The sequence below is a fragment of the Methylocystis parvus genome (genome assembly GCF_049675845.1).
Lineage (GTDB): Bacteria > Pseudomonadota > Alphaproteobacteria > Rhizobiales > Beijerinckiaceae > Methylocystis > Methylocystis parvus_A.
Genome location: NZ_CP187161.1, coordinates 4004454 through 4018407 on the forward strand (window position 1 = coordinate 4004454; position 13954 = coordinate 4018407).

Below are 13954 nucleotides of genomic sequence, written 5' to 3' on the forward strand. Positions count from 1 at the left end.
CTGTTTCAGGGAGCAGGTCAGTCGACCTGCTCCTCCTTCGCCGCGCGATTGGACAGGACGCGCACGCGCGCCATGAAAGCCCAGGACGCAAGCAGCGCGAAGGGCACCGCAATCGCTTCGACCATTTCGGCCGAGAGATTCGACGGGATCACGCCTGCCTCCTTCAGCCCCTTCGCGACGAAGGCGAAGAGCCCGACGAGATAATAAGCGAGGCCGGCGGCGGTGATGCCTTGCACCATGCGATTTAGTCGCATTTGCAGGCGCGTTCGCCGGACCATGTCGTCGAGCAGCGAGCCGTTTTGGCGCTCCATCTCCAGCGTGATGCCCGTGCGCATCAGATTGGTCGTGCGCGCAACGTCGGTCGAGAAGCGCGTCTGCCGCGCCTGCACGGCGTTGCAGGTCTCGATCGCTGGATCGAGGCGGGCGTTCAGGAAGTTGGAGATCGTCGGATATTGCGCTTCCTTGGTCTCCTGCAAGAGTTCGAGCCGGCTTCGCACGAGCTTGTGATAGGCGCGGCTTGCGCCGAAGCGGAACGCCGTGCGCGTGGAAAGCGCTTCATTGGCCGCGAGCAGGTCGGAGAGGCGTTTCAGCAGGTCGTGATTGTTGTTCAGCTCGCCGACGCAGAGCGCATGCGTGATTTCGGAGAGCTCTTCCTCCATTGTCGTGAGATCTGGCGAGACGGCGCGGGCGAGCGGCAGGCCGAGCAGGGCCATGGTGCGATAGGTCTCGACCTCCAGCAGGCGCTGCGCAAGGCGGCCCGCCTCCAGCGGCGGCGCATGCAATATGCGGATCGCCATGCGTGTGAAGCCATGGGCGTCGACCGCGAAGTCGGTGAGCGCATGGCCTGCGTCCTTGCCAAGCCCGATGACGCACAGGCTCTGTGAATTGAACAAGCCGGCGAGGTCGTCGAGAGGGATTGCGCGGTCGACCACGCATAGATGCGTCGCGACGATCAGCCTGCCGGGCGGTCGAAACTCGATCTCGTCGCTGGCCAGCGGATCCGCGTGGGCAAAAGGCGTCTCCGCGTTGAGGCCTGTCGCCCAGGTGTAGGTCGTGAATTCGGTATGCTGCTCCCAGCGCAGGCGCCAGTCGCCGAAGTCGAAATAATGAAACTTGGCGTCCAGCGCCGGCGCCTCGAGGCCGGCGATCGTCGCCAGCGTCTCGATGGCGGCGCGATCGGCCGCCGCCTCCTCATGGTTCGTCGCGAAGGCGAAATGATAGATACGCCGGGGAACCTGGAGGGGCAGGAAGGGGCGCGCGTGCAATTCCGCCAGAATGGCCGCGCGCGACTCGTGCTCCACCATATGCGCGCCCGCGCTCGCTTCGTTCATCGTCCCCTCCCAGCCCAGCGATTCTTATAGCCTCGCCGGGGGCGGGAAGGCGAGGGGCGGCTATTTATGGAACTGGGCGCGGCAGTCCGCGGTCAGCGCACGCATGTATTTGCGCAGGCAAGCCTCCACCTTTTGCGGGTTCGGCACGTCATAAGGGCAGAATTTATAAGCATCGTCCTTGCAGGCGCGATTTTGTTCGGGCGTCCCTACCGCGAAGGCGGAACCGACGGCGAAGGCCTGAAACGCGACGATGAGAAGAAGTGTTTTTTGCATGACGCAGGCTCCCGGAGAAAGGCCAAGTTAGCGTAAATCCGCGCGGGACTTTGTCAATTGCGGCGTGACCTTCAGATTTCGCGGCTCTTCTCCGGATCCTTTTTCGAGGCGCGGATCTGGAAGAGCTCGCCGCGGTTGAGCTTCTTGCCCTCTGGCCAGGCGCTCATCATGCGCTTGCCGGAATGGGTGCGATTGTCGACCGGCGAGACATATTCATATTCGAGGCTGATTTTCGACTTGACCGTAAAGCCCTGCCATTTGGGATGATTTTTCACCGCATATTGCGCGACGTCGCAGGCGATCACGTCAGACGTGGTCGTGGTGCGGCCAACCTTCTTCTCCATGTAGCAGAGTTCTTCCACCTTGGAGATGCGCGCCTGCACCGGGATGTAGTTCGCCTTCTTGTCGTATTGGTCGAAGACATAGAAGCCGCCGACGCCTATGGCGACGATGCCGAGCCCCATCAGTCGATTTGCGCCATAATTGATGAGCGAATTGATCATTGGCGTTTTCCCCCGAAATTAAATTCCCTTGATGATATCCGGCTCAGATTTGGACGCGCGGATCGACAGGACATCGCCTTTGCGCACGCGCTTGCCGCTCGGCCAGGCGGTCAAATCGCGCGAGGCGGCATGCAACGCGCCGTCCGCCGGCGAGACGAACTGAAGGTCGATATGGATGTCGTAAACGATGGAAGCGCCGCGCCAGATGGCGTTGTTCTCGACGGCGCTTTCGACGCTGGCGCAGTCATATTCATTGGACTTCACCATCTCGCCGCCGCTGCGCTTTTGCATGTAGCAGCGGTCTCGCACGCTGGTGACGCGCGCTTCGACGGATCGGAAGTCGGTGAAATTGATATATTGCTCGTAGCCGGCGGAAACCGCGAGCGTCATGCCCATCCCCAGCAGGCGGCCCGCGCTGTAATTCGACAATCCCTTGAGCATCGCCCGATCCGTCGCCGTAACTTGAGCGGATCTTCGAACGGCAATGCTTGAGGCCAGGCTAAAGGACGCGCTTTCCGTGGCGCGTCCTTAAGCGTCTCTTTTCAGGAACTCAGGTCATCACGCTCGGCTCTTTACGCTGCGTAAACCGTTCGATCCCGGCGATGTCGCGTGACAGCGCGATCAGATCGGCGAGCGCCGCTTGGGTTTCGACGAATTGCTTCGCCGGATCGGCCTCGTAGCGTTCGATGTAGACGCGCAGCGTCGCGCCGGCCGTGCCGGTGCCGGAGAGGCGATAGACGATGCGCGAACCGTCCGCGAACATCACGCGTATGCCCTGGTTCTTCGAGTCCGAACCGTCGACGGGGTCGTGATAGGCGAAGTCGTCGGCGTCCTTCACATTGAGCGCGCCGAATGCCTTGCCCCTTAGCGACGGGAGATTGTCGCGCAGCACCTTGATGAGCGCATTGGCGCCGTCGGCGTCGACTTCTTCATAATCATGGCGAGAATAATAATTGCGGCCATAGGTCGCCCAGTGTTCGCGCACGATCGTATCGACGCTCTGCCTGCGCGCGGCGAGCACGTCGAGCCACAGCAGCACGGCCCAGAGCCCGTCCTTCTCGCGCACATGGTTCGAGCCCGTGCCCGCGCTCTCCTCCCCGCAAATCGTGACGAGCCCGGCGTCGAGCAGATTGCCGAAGAACTTCCAGCCCGTCGGCGTCTCGTAAATGCCGATGCCGAGTTTCTCCGCGACGCGATCGGCGGCGGCGCTCGTCGGCATGGAGCGGGCGATGCCGGTGATGCCTCCTCTGTAACCGGGCGCGAGATGCGCGTTGGCGGCGAGAATGGCGAGGCTGTCGGAAGGCGTGACGAAACGGTTGCGGCCAATGATGAGGTTGCGGTCGCCGTCGCCGTCCGAGGCCGCGCAAATGTCGGGCGCGTTCGCCGACATTGCGAGATCGTAGAGATGCGCGGCGTGGACGAGGTTGGGGTCGGGATGATGGCCGCCGAAATCGGGCAGGGGCGCGCCGTTCATGACGGTGCCGGGCGCGGCGCCGAGCATGCCTTCGAGGATCGCTGTCGCATAGGGGCCGGTGACCGCCGACATGGCGTCGAACTTCATGGTGAAGCCGGAACGGAAAGCGTCGCGGATGCGGTCGAAGTCGAATAGCGTCTGCATCAGCGCAGCGTAATTCTCGACGCTGTCGACGATCTCCACGCGCATGGCGCCGATCTGCCCCACGCCCAGCTTGTCGATGTCGACGTCCGGCCCTTCTTCGATCCTGAAGGACGTGATCTCCTTCGTGCGCGCGTAGATCGCGTCCGTCACCTTCTCGGGCGCCGGGCCGCCATTGGCGACGTTGTATTTGATGCCGAAATCGCCATCCGGGCCGCCGGGATTGTGGCTTGCGGAAAGCACGATGCCGCCAAAGGCCTTTATGGAGCGGATGAGCGCGGAAACAGCGGGCGTCGAGAGAATGCCGCCGCGTCCGACAACCGCGCGGCCGAAGCCGTTCGCCGCGGCGATCTTCAGGATTGTCTGAATGGCCTCGCGATTATAGTAGCGGCCGTCGCCGCCGACGACGAGCGTCTGACCCTCGAAGCCTTCGAGGCAATCGAAGATCGACTGCACGAAATTCTCGACATAATGGCGCTGCCGGAAGACCGGAACCTTCTTGCGCAGCCCCGAGGTGCCGGGGCGCTGGTCCGAATAGGGGGTCGTCGCGATCTCTTTCGCCATTCCTGCCTCTGCGCGCGGGGCGCCTTTCGGCGCCGGATATGGCGGCATCTATAAGCGAGAAGGCGTTAAAAAAAACGGCGGCGCATGGTCGCGCCGCCGTCTGAAAGCTTTTCCGAGAGGGCGGTTTACCAGCCGTAATAGCCGTAGCCCGGATAGGCGTATCCATAGCCGTACGACGGATAGTAACCGCCGCCGTAATAGGGGTAATAGCCCCCGTAATAGCCGCCGCTCGAAGCGGCGAGGCCGGCGCCCAGCAGACCGAGACCTACGCCCGCCGCGACGGCGGCGCCGGGATTGTAACCGCGCCGGTAATAGCCGCCGCGATAGCCGTATCCGCCACCCCAACGGCGATACCACACCTTGTCGACCGGGGCCGACAGGCCGACAGTTGAGGGCGGAGCCACGCCCATCGGACCGGCCAGAACTTCGGTCGGAACCGCCGTCGCCGTCATGGCGCCGAGCAGCGCGCCGGTCAGCGCCAGTTTCAGGCTTTTACGCATAATCACCTCCCGTTTGCGGGCAAATCCAGGACGCAACGCAATTGGCCCGCGAAGACCCGTGAATAAAAAGTAATCTAAACCTCTATCGGTGGGAGTCGAGAGGGCGGGCGGCATTTCGCCGCGTAGCGTGAATCTACTCGCCCGGCGCGAGGCCGGCGACCGCATGACGCGCGAAATCGACGAGCCTTTCGCGAAAGAAGTCGCGGGCGCGCGCCGCCGTCGCCGGGTGCTGCTCCAGGATCTGATGAAAAATTGAGCGGCTGATCTTGAGGACCGTCGTCGGCTCCAGCGCCAGAGCGGTCACGGGCCGCATTGACGGCGCGACGAGGGCCATTTCCCCGATCAGCGCCCAGGGATGAAGGATGTGGTTCGCCGGTCGCCCGTCGTCATGGGTCGTCAGCGCGACCGACCCCATGGTGAGAATATAACCGCCATCGGACTCCTCGCCCCGCCGAAACAGAGTGTCGCCCGCCCGCAGCAGCCGCGTCTCCGAGGCGAAGGCGAGGTTACGCAAAGCCCCGGCTTCGAAGATCGCGAAAAGCGGAATGCGCGTGAGATTGTCGATATCGTCGTCGAGGGTCATTTGGAGTTCACAAACTGCGGATGTGCCGCTTTTTTATGGCGAAATGAGCTTTGTCAAAAATTCTTCGCTCATATTCGCGAGGCGGTAGCCGCCATCTTCCGTCAACAACTTCAGCGGGCGCCGCGGGTCGGCTTCTATCTTGCGCCGCAGGCGGTGGATATGGGTCTCCAGCGTGCGCGTCGAGACATTGGGCCCATAGCCCCACACATCGGCGAGCAAGTCCGCCTTGGGAATGATCGCGCCTCTGGCTAGCGCGAGGCGATGCAGGATCGCCGCCTCTTTTTCGGTCAGCCGAGCGTCGACGCCGGCCGGGGCGGAGCCGGCCGGGGCGGCGTCGAGCAGCGTGAGGAGTTCCGCAAAACGAAAAGGACGGGGCAGGGCGGCGTCCGCCTCTGGGATGTCTGCGCCGATCGAGATGATGGGGCCTGCAAAGCCGCTGGCGCGCAGTCTCCGAGCGAGGGCGAGCGCGTCGCAGACCTCCGCGTCGAGAATCGCCGCCTGCGGCCAGGGCGCGGAAAAATCCCCGGCGTCGCCGATCGCGCGCAGCTCAGCATACCCAAGCGCGTCGAACTGCTCGGAAAGACTCGCCATGAGCCCCGGACTTGCGGCGACGAACAGGCTGCGGGTCATCGCTTGCGGCGAACTCTGCTACAGATGCGGGAGCGTCGAGAGAGTATCTTCTTCCATGGCGAAATTGCGCGCAACGGGCGTTTCCCTCCTTCGGGTCGCAAAGCGGATCGGCGGCAAGCCGCATGAGGCGCGGATGATGGCGGGCGGCCTTGTCTTCCCCTGCGCCATCGGGCGCGCGGGCGTGACCCATGACAAGCGCGAAGGCGACGGCGCAACGCCCGCCGGGCGCTGGCGGCTGCTGCGCTTCTATCTTCGCGAGCCGAAGCCGCTGCGCGCCCCCTGGCGCCTCACGCGCCGCGACGACATCTGGTGCGACGACGCGCGAAGCCTTCTTTACAATCGCCCGCTGCGCGCGCCGTCGCGCCTCAGCCATGAGGAAATGTGGCGGAAGGACCGGCTCTACGACGTCGTGGGCGTGATGGACTACAATATTCGCCCGCGCGTCCGGGGGCGCGGAAGCGCGATTTTCTTTCATATCGCCACGGAGGATCTGGGGCCGACCGCGGGCTGCGTGGCGCTCAGGGCGCGGGATATGGCGAGGCTGGCGCCGAGCCTGTCGCGGGGGGCGATGATCGAGGTGAGATAAGGGCCCCCTCCCCAACCCTCCCGCGCTTCGCGGGAGAGGGAGCGCGCGGGCCTTCATCGGGTGAGGTGGTCGTGAGCGTCCCCTCTCCCGCGTCAGCGGGGGAGGGACAGGGAGGGGGCTTTACGCCGGATACTCCCGCGCCCCCATGATCGCCGACCCCACGCGCACATAGGTCGCCCCGAGCTGGATCGCGAGCTCGAAATCCGAGCTCATGCCCATTGAGAGCTCCTTCAGCCCGTTGCGCGCGGCGATGTCCGCGAGCAGGGCGAAATGCGGCGACGCCTGTTCGTCGACCGGCGGCACGCACATAAGCCCGGCGATCTCCAGCCCGTATTTCTCCCGGCAGAGGGCGATGAAGGCGTCCGCGTCTTCAGGCAGGATTCCTGCCTTTTGCGGCTCGGCGCCGGTGTTCACCTGAACGAAGAGGCGCGGGCGCTTGCCCTGCTTCCTCATTTCCTCCGCCAGCGCGGCGGCGATCTTCTCGCGGTCGACGCTCTGGATCGCGTCGAAGGTTTCGACCGCTTCCTTTGTCTTGTTGGATTGGAGCGGGCCGATGAGATGCAGTTCGATGCCGGCGAACTTCTCGCGCAGCCCCGGCCATTTGCCCATGGCCTCCTGAACCCGGTTTTCGCCGAAGACGCGATGGCCGGCCTCCAGCAGCGGAACCACGTCCTCGGCCGGGAAGGTCTTCGTCACGCAGACGAGCGTAATGGTCGCGGGGTCGCGGTCGCAATCCGTCGCGGCCCGGGCAATGGCGGCTTTGGCGTCGTTGTAGCGGTCGATGATGGTCATGGGGGCTGGTTAAGCCCGCAGGCGCGCGAGGGCAAGAAGGCGGATCGAGCCTCAGCGCGGGAACCATCGCTACCGGCGGCGGTTAGCTTGCCGACATCTTCCGCCGTCGTCGGGCGGCGGCGCCGGGAGGTTGACCATGACCAGCAGCGAGGCTTTTCCCACTTATCCCTTCGGCGTCCACACGGCGCACTGCCGCAGGAAATGGGGCTGGATCGTCGCCATGGGCGTCCTGTTCATCATTGGCGGCGTCGTCGCGCTCTTCAACACGCTCGCGGCGACGCTCGTCACGATCATCTATATCGCCGCCGCCATGGTCGTGGCGGGAGGCTGGGAAATCTTCACCGCCTTTCAGATTCGGCCATGGGGCCGCGCGGCGGTTTGGGCCGTGGTCGGAGCAATCACCGTCGCGGCGGGCGTGGCGACGGCGCGCTTTCCATTCCTCGCCGCCATGTCGCTGACGGCGCTGGTCGGCGCGCTGCTGATCGCCGGGGGCGCGATGAAGCTCGTGCTGGCATGGCAATTACGCGATCTCAGCCGCTGGGAGCTGATCGCGGTCGCCGGCGCCCTGAGCTTCATTCTCGGCCTGTTGATCCTCGCGGAATGGCCGGTGTCGGGGCTTTACGTCCTCGGGCTGTTTCTGGGCGTGAACCTGCTGTTCGAGGGCGTGAGCTGGGTGGCGATGGGGCTTGCGGCCAAGCCGGCGGAGAGGCGGGCGGCGTAGGGCGTCATGTCGCCCAGAATTTCCACCACGGGCGGGGCGCGAAGCCAAGCATGGTGACCCGGCCCAGGGCTTCGTCCGTCAGCAACGCCATTCCGGTGAAACGCCTGTAGATCTCTGAGACGAAGTTCTCGCCGAGCTGATCTTCCTCCAGTTCCTCGTCCGGAAATTCCGGGAGGCGATAGACCCGCCTCCCATCTTCGGCGAGGGTCGAGCGGGCGAGCAGATCGGCCTCCTCGCGGAGCGGGTCGCCTAAGCCCAACGCCGCTCTCCAGTATGTCCGATTTCTCGAGATGTTTGCCATAGCGCCGTCGGGGCGCATCCACATGGGCCGCGTCCGCAGTGCGCAATTACTGCGATGGGCGAAAACCGTCGAGAAAGCGAAGCGGGTGGCGCGCTGAAAATCGAAGCGCGCAAATCCAAGGGCTTGTGGAGCTTAGCAGACGTTTTTCTGCATCCCCCGTCCCGCCCGGCATGGGCTGGGACGCCTTCGGCATGCCGGCGGAAGAACGCCGCGATGGCGGGGACGAAGCGGAAATATTACGTCCATCCTGGGCCATGTGCGCAACTATGGACCTACGCGCAACATCGCATCCCATGGGCCATGCGCGCGACAGCTGGAACGCCAATATCGCGCGCCCAGCTGGGGCCTCTCGCTCGACTGGTCGCGCGAGATCGCGACTTGCGACCCGGAATATTACAAGCACCAGCAGAAGCTGTTTCTCGACTTTCTGAAGGCCGGCATTGTCGACCGCAAGAAATCCAAGGTGAACTGGGACCCGGTCGACATGACCGTGCTCGCCAATGAGCAGGTGATCGACGGGCGCGGCTGGCGCTCCGGCGCGCTCGTCGAGCAGCGCGAGCTGACGCAGTGGTTCTTCAAGATCACCGACTATTCCGTCGAGCTGCTCGAAGCGCTCGAGACGCTGGAGCGCTGGCCCGACAAGGTGCGCCTGATGCAGCGCAACTGGATCGGCCGCTCCGAGGGCATGCTGGTGCGCTTCGCCCTCGCGGAGCGGCTGGACGACGCGCGCGAGGTCGAGGTCTTCACGACGCGCCGACACGCTTTTCGGCGCGAAGTTCGTCGCGCTCGCCGCCGACCATCCGCTGGCCAAGGCCGCCGCGGAGAAGAACCCGGCGCTCGCCGCGTTCGCCGATGAATGCCGTCGCGGCGGCACGTCGGCCGAGGCGATCGAGACGGCCGAAAAGCAGGGCTTCGATACGGGGCTTCGCGTCGTCCATCCGTTCGATCCGTCATGGACGCTCCCGTCTACGTCGCGAACTTCGTGCTGATGGATTACGGCACGGGCGCGATCTTCGGCTGCCCCGCGCATGACCAGCGCGATCTGGATTTCGCGACGAAATACGGGCTCGGCTTCAAGGTCGTCGTCAGCCCCGAGGGCGTCGACGCCTCCGAACTCGAAGCGAAAATTGCGAAAAGCGGCGAAGCCTTCGACGCGGACGGCAAGCTCGTCAACTCGGATTTCCTCGACGGCTTCACCGTGGAGCAGGCGAAGGACGAGGTCGCCAAGCGCCTCGAAACCACGGCGCTGTTCAACGCGCCGCAGGGCGTTCGCAAGGTCAATTACAAGCTCCGCGACTGGGGCGTCTCGCGCCAGCGCTATTGGGGCTGCCCGATCCCGATCATCCATTGCGAGACCTGCGGCCCCGTGCCGGTGCCGGACGCCGACCTGCCGGTGAGGCTCCCGGAGGATGTGAGCTTCGACCAGCCGGGCAATCCGCTCGACCGCCATCCGACCTGGAAGCACGTCCCCTGCCCTCCTGCGGCAAGCCCGCGCGCGCGAGACCGACACGATGGACACTTTCGTCGATTCGTCCTGGTATTACGCGCGCTTCACCGACCCGCTGAACGCCGACGCTCCCGCGAGTCCGGAAGCGCTGAAGCGCTGGCTGCCGGTCGATCAATATATCGGCGGCATCGAGCACGCGATCCTGCATCTGCTCTATTCGCGCTTCTTCGCCCGCGCGATGCGCGACACGGGGCATGCGGCGGTGGCCGAGCCTTTCGCCGGCCTGTTCACGCAGGGCATGGTCGTTCACGAGACCTACAAGGGTCCGGACGGCTGGGTCTCTCCGGCCTCGATCCGCATTGAAAGCGGGGAGGGCGGCCGCCGCGCCTTCCTGCTCGACAGCGGCGCCGAGGTCGAGATCGGCCCGATCGAGAAGATGTCGAAGTCGAAGAAGAACACGGTCGACCCCGACGACATCATCGAGCTACGGCGCCGACACGGCCCGCCTCTTCGTGATTTCCGACAGCCCGCCCGATCGCGACGTGATCTGGTCGGACGAAGGCGCTCAAGGAGCGTGGCGCTTCGTGCAGCGCCTGTGGCGCATCACCGGGGAGCTGGGCCGCGTGGCCGCGCCCATGGGCGCTGAGGCGCCCGCCGAGATCGGCGTTGAGGCGCTGAAAATCCGCAAGGCGACGCACAAGACCGTCGCGCAGGTCTCCGAAAATATCGAGCGCCTGCGCTTCAACAGCGCCATCGCCCGCATTCGCGAATACGTCAACGAGGTGACGGCGGCGCTCGACGCCGTGACGGAAACGCCGGTTGGCGCCGATCTCGCCTTCGCCTTCCGCGAGGCGGCCGACGCGCTGGCCCGTCTCGTCGCGCCCATGACGCCGCATGTCGCGGAGGAATGCTGGGCCGATCTTGGCCACAAAGTGCTGGTATCGGAAGCGCCGTGGCCGGCGGCCGATCCCGCGCTCGTCGCGCAGGACATGATCGTCCTGCCGGTGCAGGTGAACGGCAAGAAGCGCGCGGAGATCACCGTGGCGCACGACGCCGACGAGGAAACGATTCGCAAAGAGGCTTTGTCGCAAGATGGCGTGATGCGCGCCCTGGAAGGCAAGCCGCTCAAGAAGTTCATTCTCGTGCCGAAGAGGATCGTCAATGTGGTCGTTTAGCAAGGCGAGCCGCGCGGCAAAGGATTTCCTCACCCTGAGGAGCTCGCGCAGCGAGCGTCTCGAAGGGCGAGGTAATCCGTCGAGATGCTTCGAGACGCAGCCTGCGGCTGCTCCTCAGCATGAGGGGTTGAGAGTTTTGCGGCTCCTTCCGGCGCTGCTCGCCTTCTCCGCCGCCGTCCCGCTCGCGGGTTGCATCGAGCCGCTCTACGGCGCGAGCGGCGGTCTCGACACATCGCCGCTCGCCTCGGAGCTGCAGGCCATCGAGGTGGACGAAATCCCCGGCCGCATGGGGCACTACGTCCACAACGAGCTGATTTACGGCTTCAACGGCACAGGCTCCACCGTGCAGCCGCGCTATCGCCTGACCGTCGCACTGCGCGAGCGCGTGCAGACGCCGATCCTCGACACGGTGACGGGCCGCGCGACCTCCGCGACGGTCATCGCCGACGCCGACTACAGGCTCGTCACCCTGCCGCAGAATGTGGAAGTGACCAAGGGCACGGCCTTCAACATCGCCAGCTATGACCGCTTCTCCAACCGCTTCGCGAATGTGCGCGCCGCGCGCGACGCCGAGATCCGCGACGCCAAGGTGATTGCGGACTCGATTCGCACGCGTGTCGCGACGGAGATGGCGACGCGGGCGCCGGCTTCCGCCCCAGCCCTTCCCCGCTGACGCGGGAGAAGGAGCGAGGTCCGGGCCTTTCTCAACCGTGCTGATCGTGAGCGTCCCCTCTCCCGCAAAGCGGGGGAGGGACAGGGAGGGGGCTAAATGGTCGCTGTCCCGCACAAGGACGCCGAAAAGTTCGTCGCCTCGCCGCCGGAGAGCGTCTTTCTTTTCCTCGTTTACGGCGCCGACGCCGGGATGGTGCGCGAGCGCGCGCTCGCCATCGTCAACAAGCGCGTGGACGACCGTCACGATCCCTTCCAGTTCGTGGAGCTTTCGGGCGACGCTGTTTCCGCCGACCCGCTGACGCTGCTCGACGAGGCCAACACCCAGCCGCTCTTTGGCGGCCGGCGGGCGATTCTCGTTGAGACCGGCGCGAAGTCGGTCATCCCCGCGGTCACCTCCCTCATCTCGGCGCCGCCGGGCGATTGCACGGTGGTGCTGACGGCGAGCGCGCTGAAGAAGGACGCGCCGCTGCGCAAGCTCGTCGAGGGCGCCAAGCAGGGCGCCGGCATCGAGTGCCAGCCCGACACCGAGCAGGACGTTCACGCCCTCGTCGACCGCACGCTGAAGGAAGCCAATCTCGTCGCGAGCCCCGAAGCGCGCGCATTGCTGCTCGCCGCCCTCGGCGAGGACCGGCTGATGAGCCGCGCGGAGCTCTCCAAGCTCATTCTCTACATGCATGGCCGCGAGCATGTGGAGGCGGCCGACGTCGAGGCCATCGTCGCGCACGCCTCCAGCATCGCCTCGGACCGCGTGGTCGCGGCGGCCTTCGCGGGCGACGCCGGCGAGACGCTCGACGCCTATTTCGCGCAAGGCGGCGACGCCGGCTCGGTGCTCTTCGGCGCGCTGCGTTACGCCGTGGCGCTGCACCGGGCGCGGTCGTCGATGGAGCGCGAAGGCGGGCGCACGGATGTGGGAATCAACATGCTGTTTCGCGCCGGCTTCGGCTTCATGCATCGCGCCTTGATGGAGGAGCAGCTCAAGGCCTGGACGTCGGCGCGTTTGCAGGCGCTGATCGAGCCGCTGCGCGAGGCCCAGACCCGCGCCCGCGCCAGCGCCGCGAGCGCGCAGATGGAGGCCGAGCGGGCGTTGTGGCGCGTCGCGAAGGCGGCGCGGCGGCGATAGGGCGCGCTGCTTGGCGCGGCGCCGCCAGTCGCGTTAGATGAGCGGGCTCGACAGGGACGCTCATGACACCTTCTCCGCTTACCGGCCCATTTCTCTGGACGCTGACGTTCGATGGAAGCAGGCTGGCGTCCGCGCAGGCCGGCGAGGAGCCGCGTTTTGGCGGCGGCCGCGTCGTCTGGGCGCATATCGACGCCGACGATGCGCGCGGGCGCGCATGGATCGAGTCGTTGCGGCAGATCCCGGCGGAAGCGCGCGACCTGCTGACCAGCCCATCCAGCGCGCAGCGGCTCTATGCGAGCGGCGATGCGCTATGGGGCGCGCTTGTCGATTATGCGCAGGATTTCGGGCAGGACATCGATCAGGACGCGCCCTCGGCGCAGGACCTTACGCAATTGCGTTTCGCGGCCGGCCCCGGCTACCTCGTCACGACGCGGCGCCGGCCGTCGCGTTCGGCGGCGGCGGCGCGGCGCGCGGTCATGGAGGGCAAGCGCTTCGCGACCTCCTTCGATATCGTCGACGCGATCGTCGATCGGTCGTTCGCAGCGATGGACGAAGCGATCGAACAGCTCGCCGAAGATCTCAACGATGTCGAGGATCGCGTGCTGGACGATGAGACCCGCGACGAGCGCCAGCGGCTCGGCGTGCTCCGTCGCGCGCTGATCCGCGTCCATCGGGAGATCAACGGCGCCATGCGCATGGTCTCCCGCTTTGAACCGGTTGGCCAGATTTCGCCGGAGGCGCAGGCTGTCGTTCAGCGCCTGTCGCTGCGTCTGGACGGCTGCAATCAGGAGGTGCAATCGACCGAGCAGCGGGCGCGCCTGCTGCAGGACGAGATCGTGTCCAAGCTGACGACGGACACCAACCGTCAGCTCTATATCCTCACCATCCTCAGCACGCTGCTGCTGCCGCCGACGTTGATCTCGGGCATTTTCGGCATGAACGTGAAGGGGGTCCCCTTCGCCGACGAACCTGGGCGCGGATTTGTCTACGCGCTCGCCGTCTGCGGCGTTTCGGCTCTGTCGGCCTGGGTTCTGCTGTGGGTCCTGGACCGCCGCCAGCCGCCGCGCGTTGAGCCGACCCCGCGTCGGCGCAAGCGCAAGACGCAACCCGCGCCGGCGGAGGAGGGTTGATCAGGCCGGTC

15 protein-coding genes and 1 pseudogene are annotated in these 13954 nt (G+C 65.6%); 6 read left to right on the forward strand and 10 right to left on the reverse strand.

Features of this window, described 5'->3' with window-relative positions:
- Positions 1 to 17: 17 nt before the first annotated feature.
- The 8 genes from ACPFMJ_RS20620 to ACPFMJ_RS20655 all read right to left on the reverse strand — a co-directional run bounded on the left by ACPFMJ_RS20620 (position 18) and on the right by ACPFMJ_RS20655 (position 5999).
- Entirely contained in the window at positions 18 to 1331 is a 1314-nt protein-coding gene (locus ACPFMJ_RS20620) for a DUF3422 family protein (protein ID WP_424361742.1), read from the reverse strand.
- Between the two features lie 60 nt (positions 1332 to 1391).
- Entirely contained in the window at positions 1392 to 1604 is a 213-nt protein-coding gene (locus ACPFMJ_RS20625) for a hypothetical protein (protein ID WP_424361743.1), read from the reverse strand.
- 71 nt (positions 1605 to 1675) lie between these two features.
- Positions 1676 to 2107, reverse strand: coding sequence for a hypothetical protein (locus ACPFMJ_RS20630; RefSeq protein WP_424361744.1), 432 nt, complete (start codon positions 2105 to 2107; stop codon positions 1676 to 1678).
- 18 nt (positions 2108 to 2125) lie between these two features.
- A complete protein-coding gene (locus ACPFMJ_RS20635; protein WP_424361745.1) occupies positions 2126 to 2548 on the reverse strand; it encodes a hypothetical protein in 423 nt (140 codons plus the stop codon).
- A 109-nt stretch (positions 2549 to 2657) separates the two neighbouring features.
- Positions 2658 to 4286: an alpha-D-glucose phosphate-specific phosphoglucomutase gene (locus ACPFMJ_RS20640; protein WP_424361746.1), complete on the reverse strand. Its 1629-nt coding sequence runs from the start codon at positions 4284 to 4286 to the stop codon at positions 2658 to 2660.
- 125 nt (positions 4287 to 4411) lie between these two features.
- Positions 4412 to 4786, reverse strand: coding sequence for a hypothetical protein (locus ACPFMJ_RS20645; protein WP_424361747.1), 375 nt, complete (start codon positions 4784 to 4786; stop codon positions 4412 to 4414).
- Positions 4787 to 4919: 133 nt separating this feature from the next.
- On the reverse strand, positions 4920 to 5369 hold the full coding sequence (locus tag ACPFMJ_RS20650; RefSeq protein ID WP_424361748.1) for a cyclic nucleotide-binding domain-containing protein: 450 nt from the start codon (positions 5367 to 5369) through the stop codon (positions 4920 to 4922).
- Between the two features lie 33 nt (positions 5370 to 5402).
- The gene (locus ACPFMJ_RS20655; RefSeq protein ID WP_424361749.1) at positions 5403 to 5999 is read right to left on the reverse strand and encodes a winged helix-turn-helix domain-containing protein; all 597 of its coding nucleotides are present in this window, start codon (positions 5997 to 5999) and stop codon (positions 5403 to 5405) included.
- A 55-nt stretch (positions 6000 to 6054) separates the two neighbouring features.
- Here ACPFMJ_RS20655 and ACPFMJ_RS20660 point away from each other — a divergent pair, with 55 nt between their 5' ends.
- The gene (locus tag ACPFMJ_RS20660; RefSeq protein WP_424361750.1) at positions 6055 to 6585 is read left to right on the forward strand and encodes a L,D-transpeptidase family protein; all 531 of its coding nucleotides are present in this window, start codon (positions 6055 to 6057) and stop codon (positions 6583 to 6585) included.
- Positions 6586 to 6705: 120 nt separating this feature from the next.
- Here ACPFMJ_RS20660 and ACPFMJ_RS20665 read toward each other — a convergent pair whose 3' ends face one another.
- Positions 6706 to 7377 (reverse strand): YggS family pyridoxal phosphate-dependent enzyme, encoded by a 672-nt coding sequence (locus ACPFMJ_RS20665; protein ID WP_424361751.1) that lies wholly within the window; start codon positions 7375 to 7377, stop codon positions 6706 to 6708.
- A gap of 136 nt (positions 7378 to 7513) precedes the next feature.
- Here ACPFMJ_RS20665 and ACPFMJ_RS20670 point away from each other — a divergent pair, with 136 nt between their 5' ends.
- Positions 7514 to 8098 (forward strand): HdeD family acid-resistance protein, encoded by a 585-nt coding sequence (locus ACPFMJ_RS20670; RefSeq protein ID WP_424361752.1) that lies wholly within the window; start codon positions 7514 to 7516, stop codon positions 8096 to 8098.
- Between the two features lie 4 nt (positions 8099 to 8102).
- Here ACPFMJ_RS20670 and ACPFMJ_RS20675 read toward each other — a convergent pair whose 3' ends face one another.
- Positions 8103 to 8357, reverse strand: coding sequence for a hypothetical protein (locus tag ACPFMJ_RS20675; RefSeq protein WP_424361753.1), 255 nt, complete (start codon positions 8355 to 8357; stop codon positions 8103 to 8105).
- Between the two features lie 31 nt (positions 8358 to 8388).
- Here ACPFMJ_RS20675 and leuS point away from each other — a divergent pair.
- From leuS to ACPFMJ_RS20695, 4 genes and pseudogenes are all read left to right on the forward strand, one after another.
- Positions 8389 to 11021, forward strand: a pseudogene (gene leuS / locus ACPFMJ_RS20680) (leucine--tRNA ligase).
- Positions 11008 to 11694 carry a hypothetical protein gene (locus ACPFMJ_RS20685; RefSeq protein ID WP_424361754.1) on the forward strand — a complete coding sequence of 229 codons (687 nt, stop codon included), beginning with the start codon at positions 11008 to 11010 and terminating at the stop codon, positions 11692 to 11694. The pseudogene leuS and the gene ACPFMJ_RS20685 overlap by 14 nt, the downstream one beginning before the upstream one ends.
- Positions 11695 to 11790: 96 nt before the next feature.
- Positions 11791 to 12813 carry a DNA polymerase III subunit delta gene (gene holA, locus ACPFMJ_RS20690; RefSeq protein WP_424361755.1) on the forward strand — a complete coding sequence of 341 codons (1023 nt, stop codon included), beginning with the start codon at positions 11791 to 11793 and terminating at the stop codon, positions 12811 to 12813.
- Positions 12814 to 12875: 62 nt separating this feature from the next.
- Entirely contained in the window at positions 12876 to 13943 is a 1068-nt protein-coding gene (locus ACPFMJ_RS20695) for a CorA family divalent cation transporter (protein ID WP_424361756.1), read from the forward strand.
- The last annotated feature ends 11 nt before the right edge of the window (positions 13944 to 13954 follow it).

What these genes read in the sequence shown, in the direction of transcription:
- ACPFMJ_RS20640 (WP_424361746.1), bottom strand. Translation starts at nt 4,286, where the DNA reads ATGGCGAAAGAGATCGCGACGACCCCCTATTCGGACCAGCGCCCCGGC.
- ACPFMJ_RS20650 (WP_424361748.1), bottom strand. Translation starts at nt 5,369, where the DNA reads ATGACCCTCGACGACGATATCGACAATCTCACGCGCATTCCGCTTTTC.
- ACPFMJ_RS20645 (WP_424361747.1), bottom strand. Translation starts at nt 4,786, where the DNA reads ATGCGTAAAAGCCTGAAACTGGCGCTGACCGGCGCGCTGCTCGGCGCC.
- ACPFMJ_RS20655 (WP_424361749.1), bottom strand. Translation starts at nt 5,999, where the DNA reads ATGACCCGCAGCCTGTTCGTCGCCGCAAGTCCGGGGCTCATGGCGAGT.
- holA (WP_424361755.1), top strand. Translation starts at nt 11,791, where the DNA reads ATGGTCGCTGTCCCGCACAAGGACGCCGAAAAGTTCGTCGCCTCGCCG.
- ACPFMJ_RS20630 (WP_424361744.1), bottom strand. Translation starts at nt 2,107, where the DNA reads ATGATCAATTCGCTCATCAATTATGGCGCAAATCGACTGATGGGGCTC.
- ACPFMJ_RS20665 (WP_424361751.1), bottom strand. Translation starts at nt 7,377, where the DNA reads ATGACCATCATCGACCGCTACAACGACGCCAAAGCCGCCATTGCCCGG.
- ACPFMJ_RS20635 (WP_424361745.1), bottom strand. Translation starts at nt 2,548, where the DNA reads ATGCTCAAGGGATTGTCGAATTACAGCGCGGGCCGCCTGCTGGGGATG.
- ACPFMJ_RS20695 (WP_424361756.1), top strand. Translation starts at nt 12,876, where the DNA reads ATGACACCTTCTCCGCTTACCGGCCCATTTCTCTGGACGCTGACGTTC.
- ACPFMJ_RS20620 (WP_424361742.1), bottom strand. Translation starts at nt 1,331, where the DNA reads ATGAACGAAGCGAGCGCGGGCGCGCATATGGTGGAGCACGAGTCGCGC.
- ACPFMJ_RS20670 (WP_424361752.1), top strand. Translation starts at nt 7,514, where the DNA reads ATGACCAGCAGCGAGGCTTTTCCCACTTATCCCTTCGGCGTCCACACG.
- ACPFMJ_RS20660 (WP_424361750.1), top strand. Translation starts at nt 6,055, where the DNA reads ATGGCGAAATTGCGCGCAACGGGCGTTTCCCTCCTTCGGGTCGCAAAG.
- ACPFMJ_RS20625 (WP_424361743.1), bottom strand. Translation starts at nt 1,604, where the DNA reads ATGCAAAAAACACTTCTTCTCATCGTCGCGTTTCAGGCCTTCGCCGTC.
- ACPFMJ_RS20685 (WP_424361754.1), top strand. Translation starts at nt 11,008, where the DNA reads ATGTGGTCGTTTAGCAAGGCGAGCCGCGCGGCAAAGGATTTCCTCACC.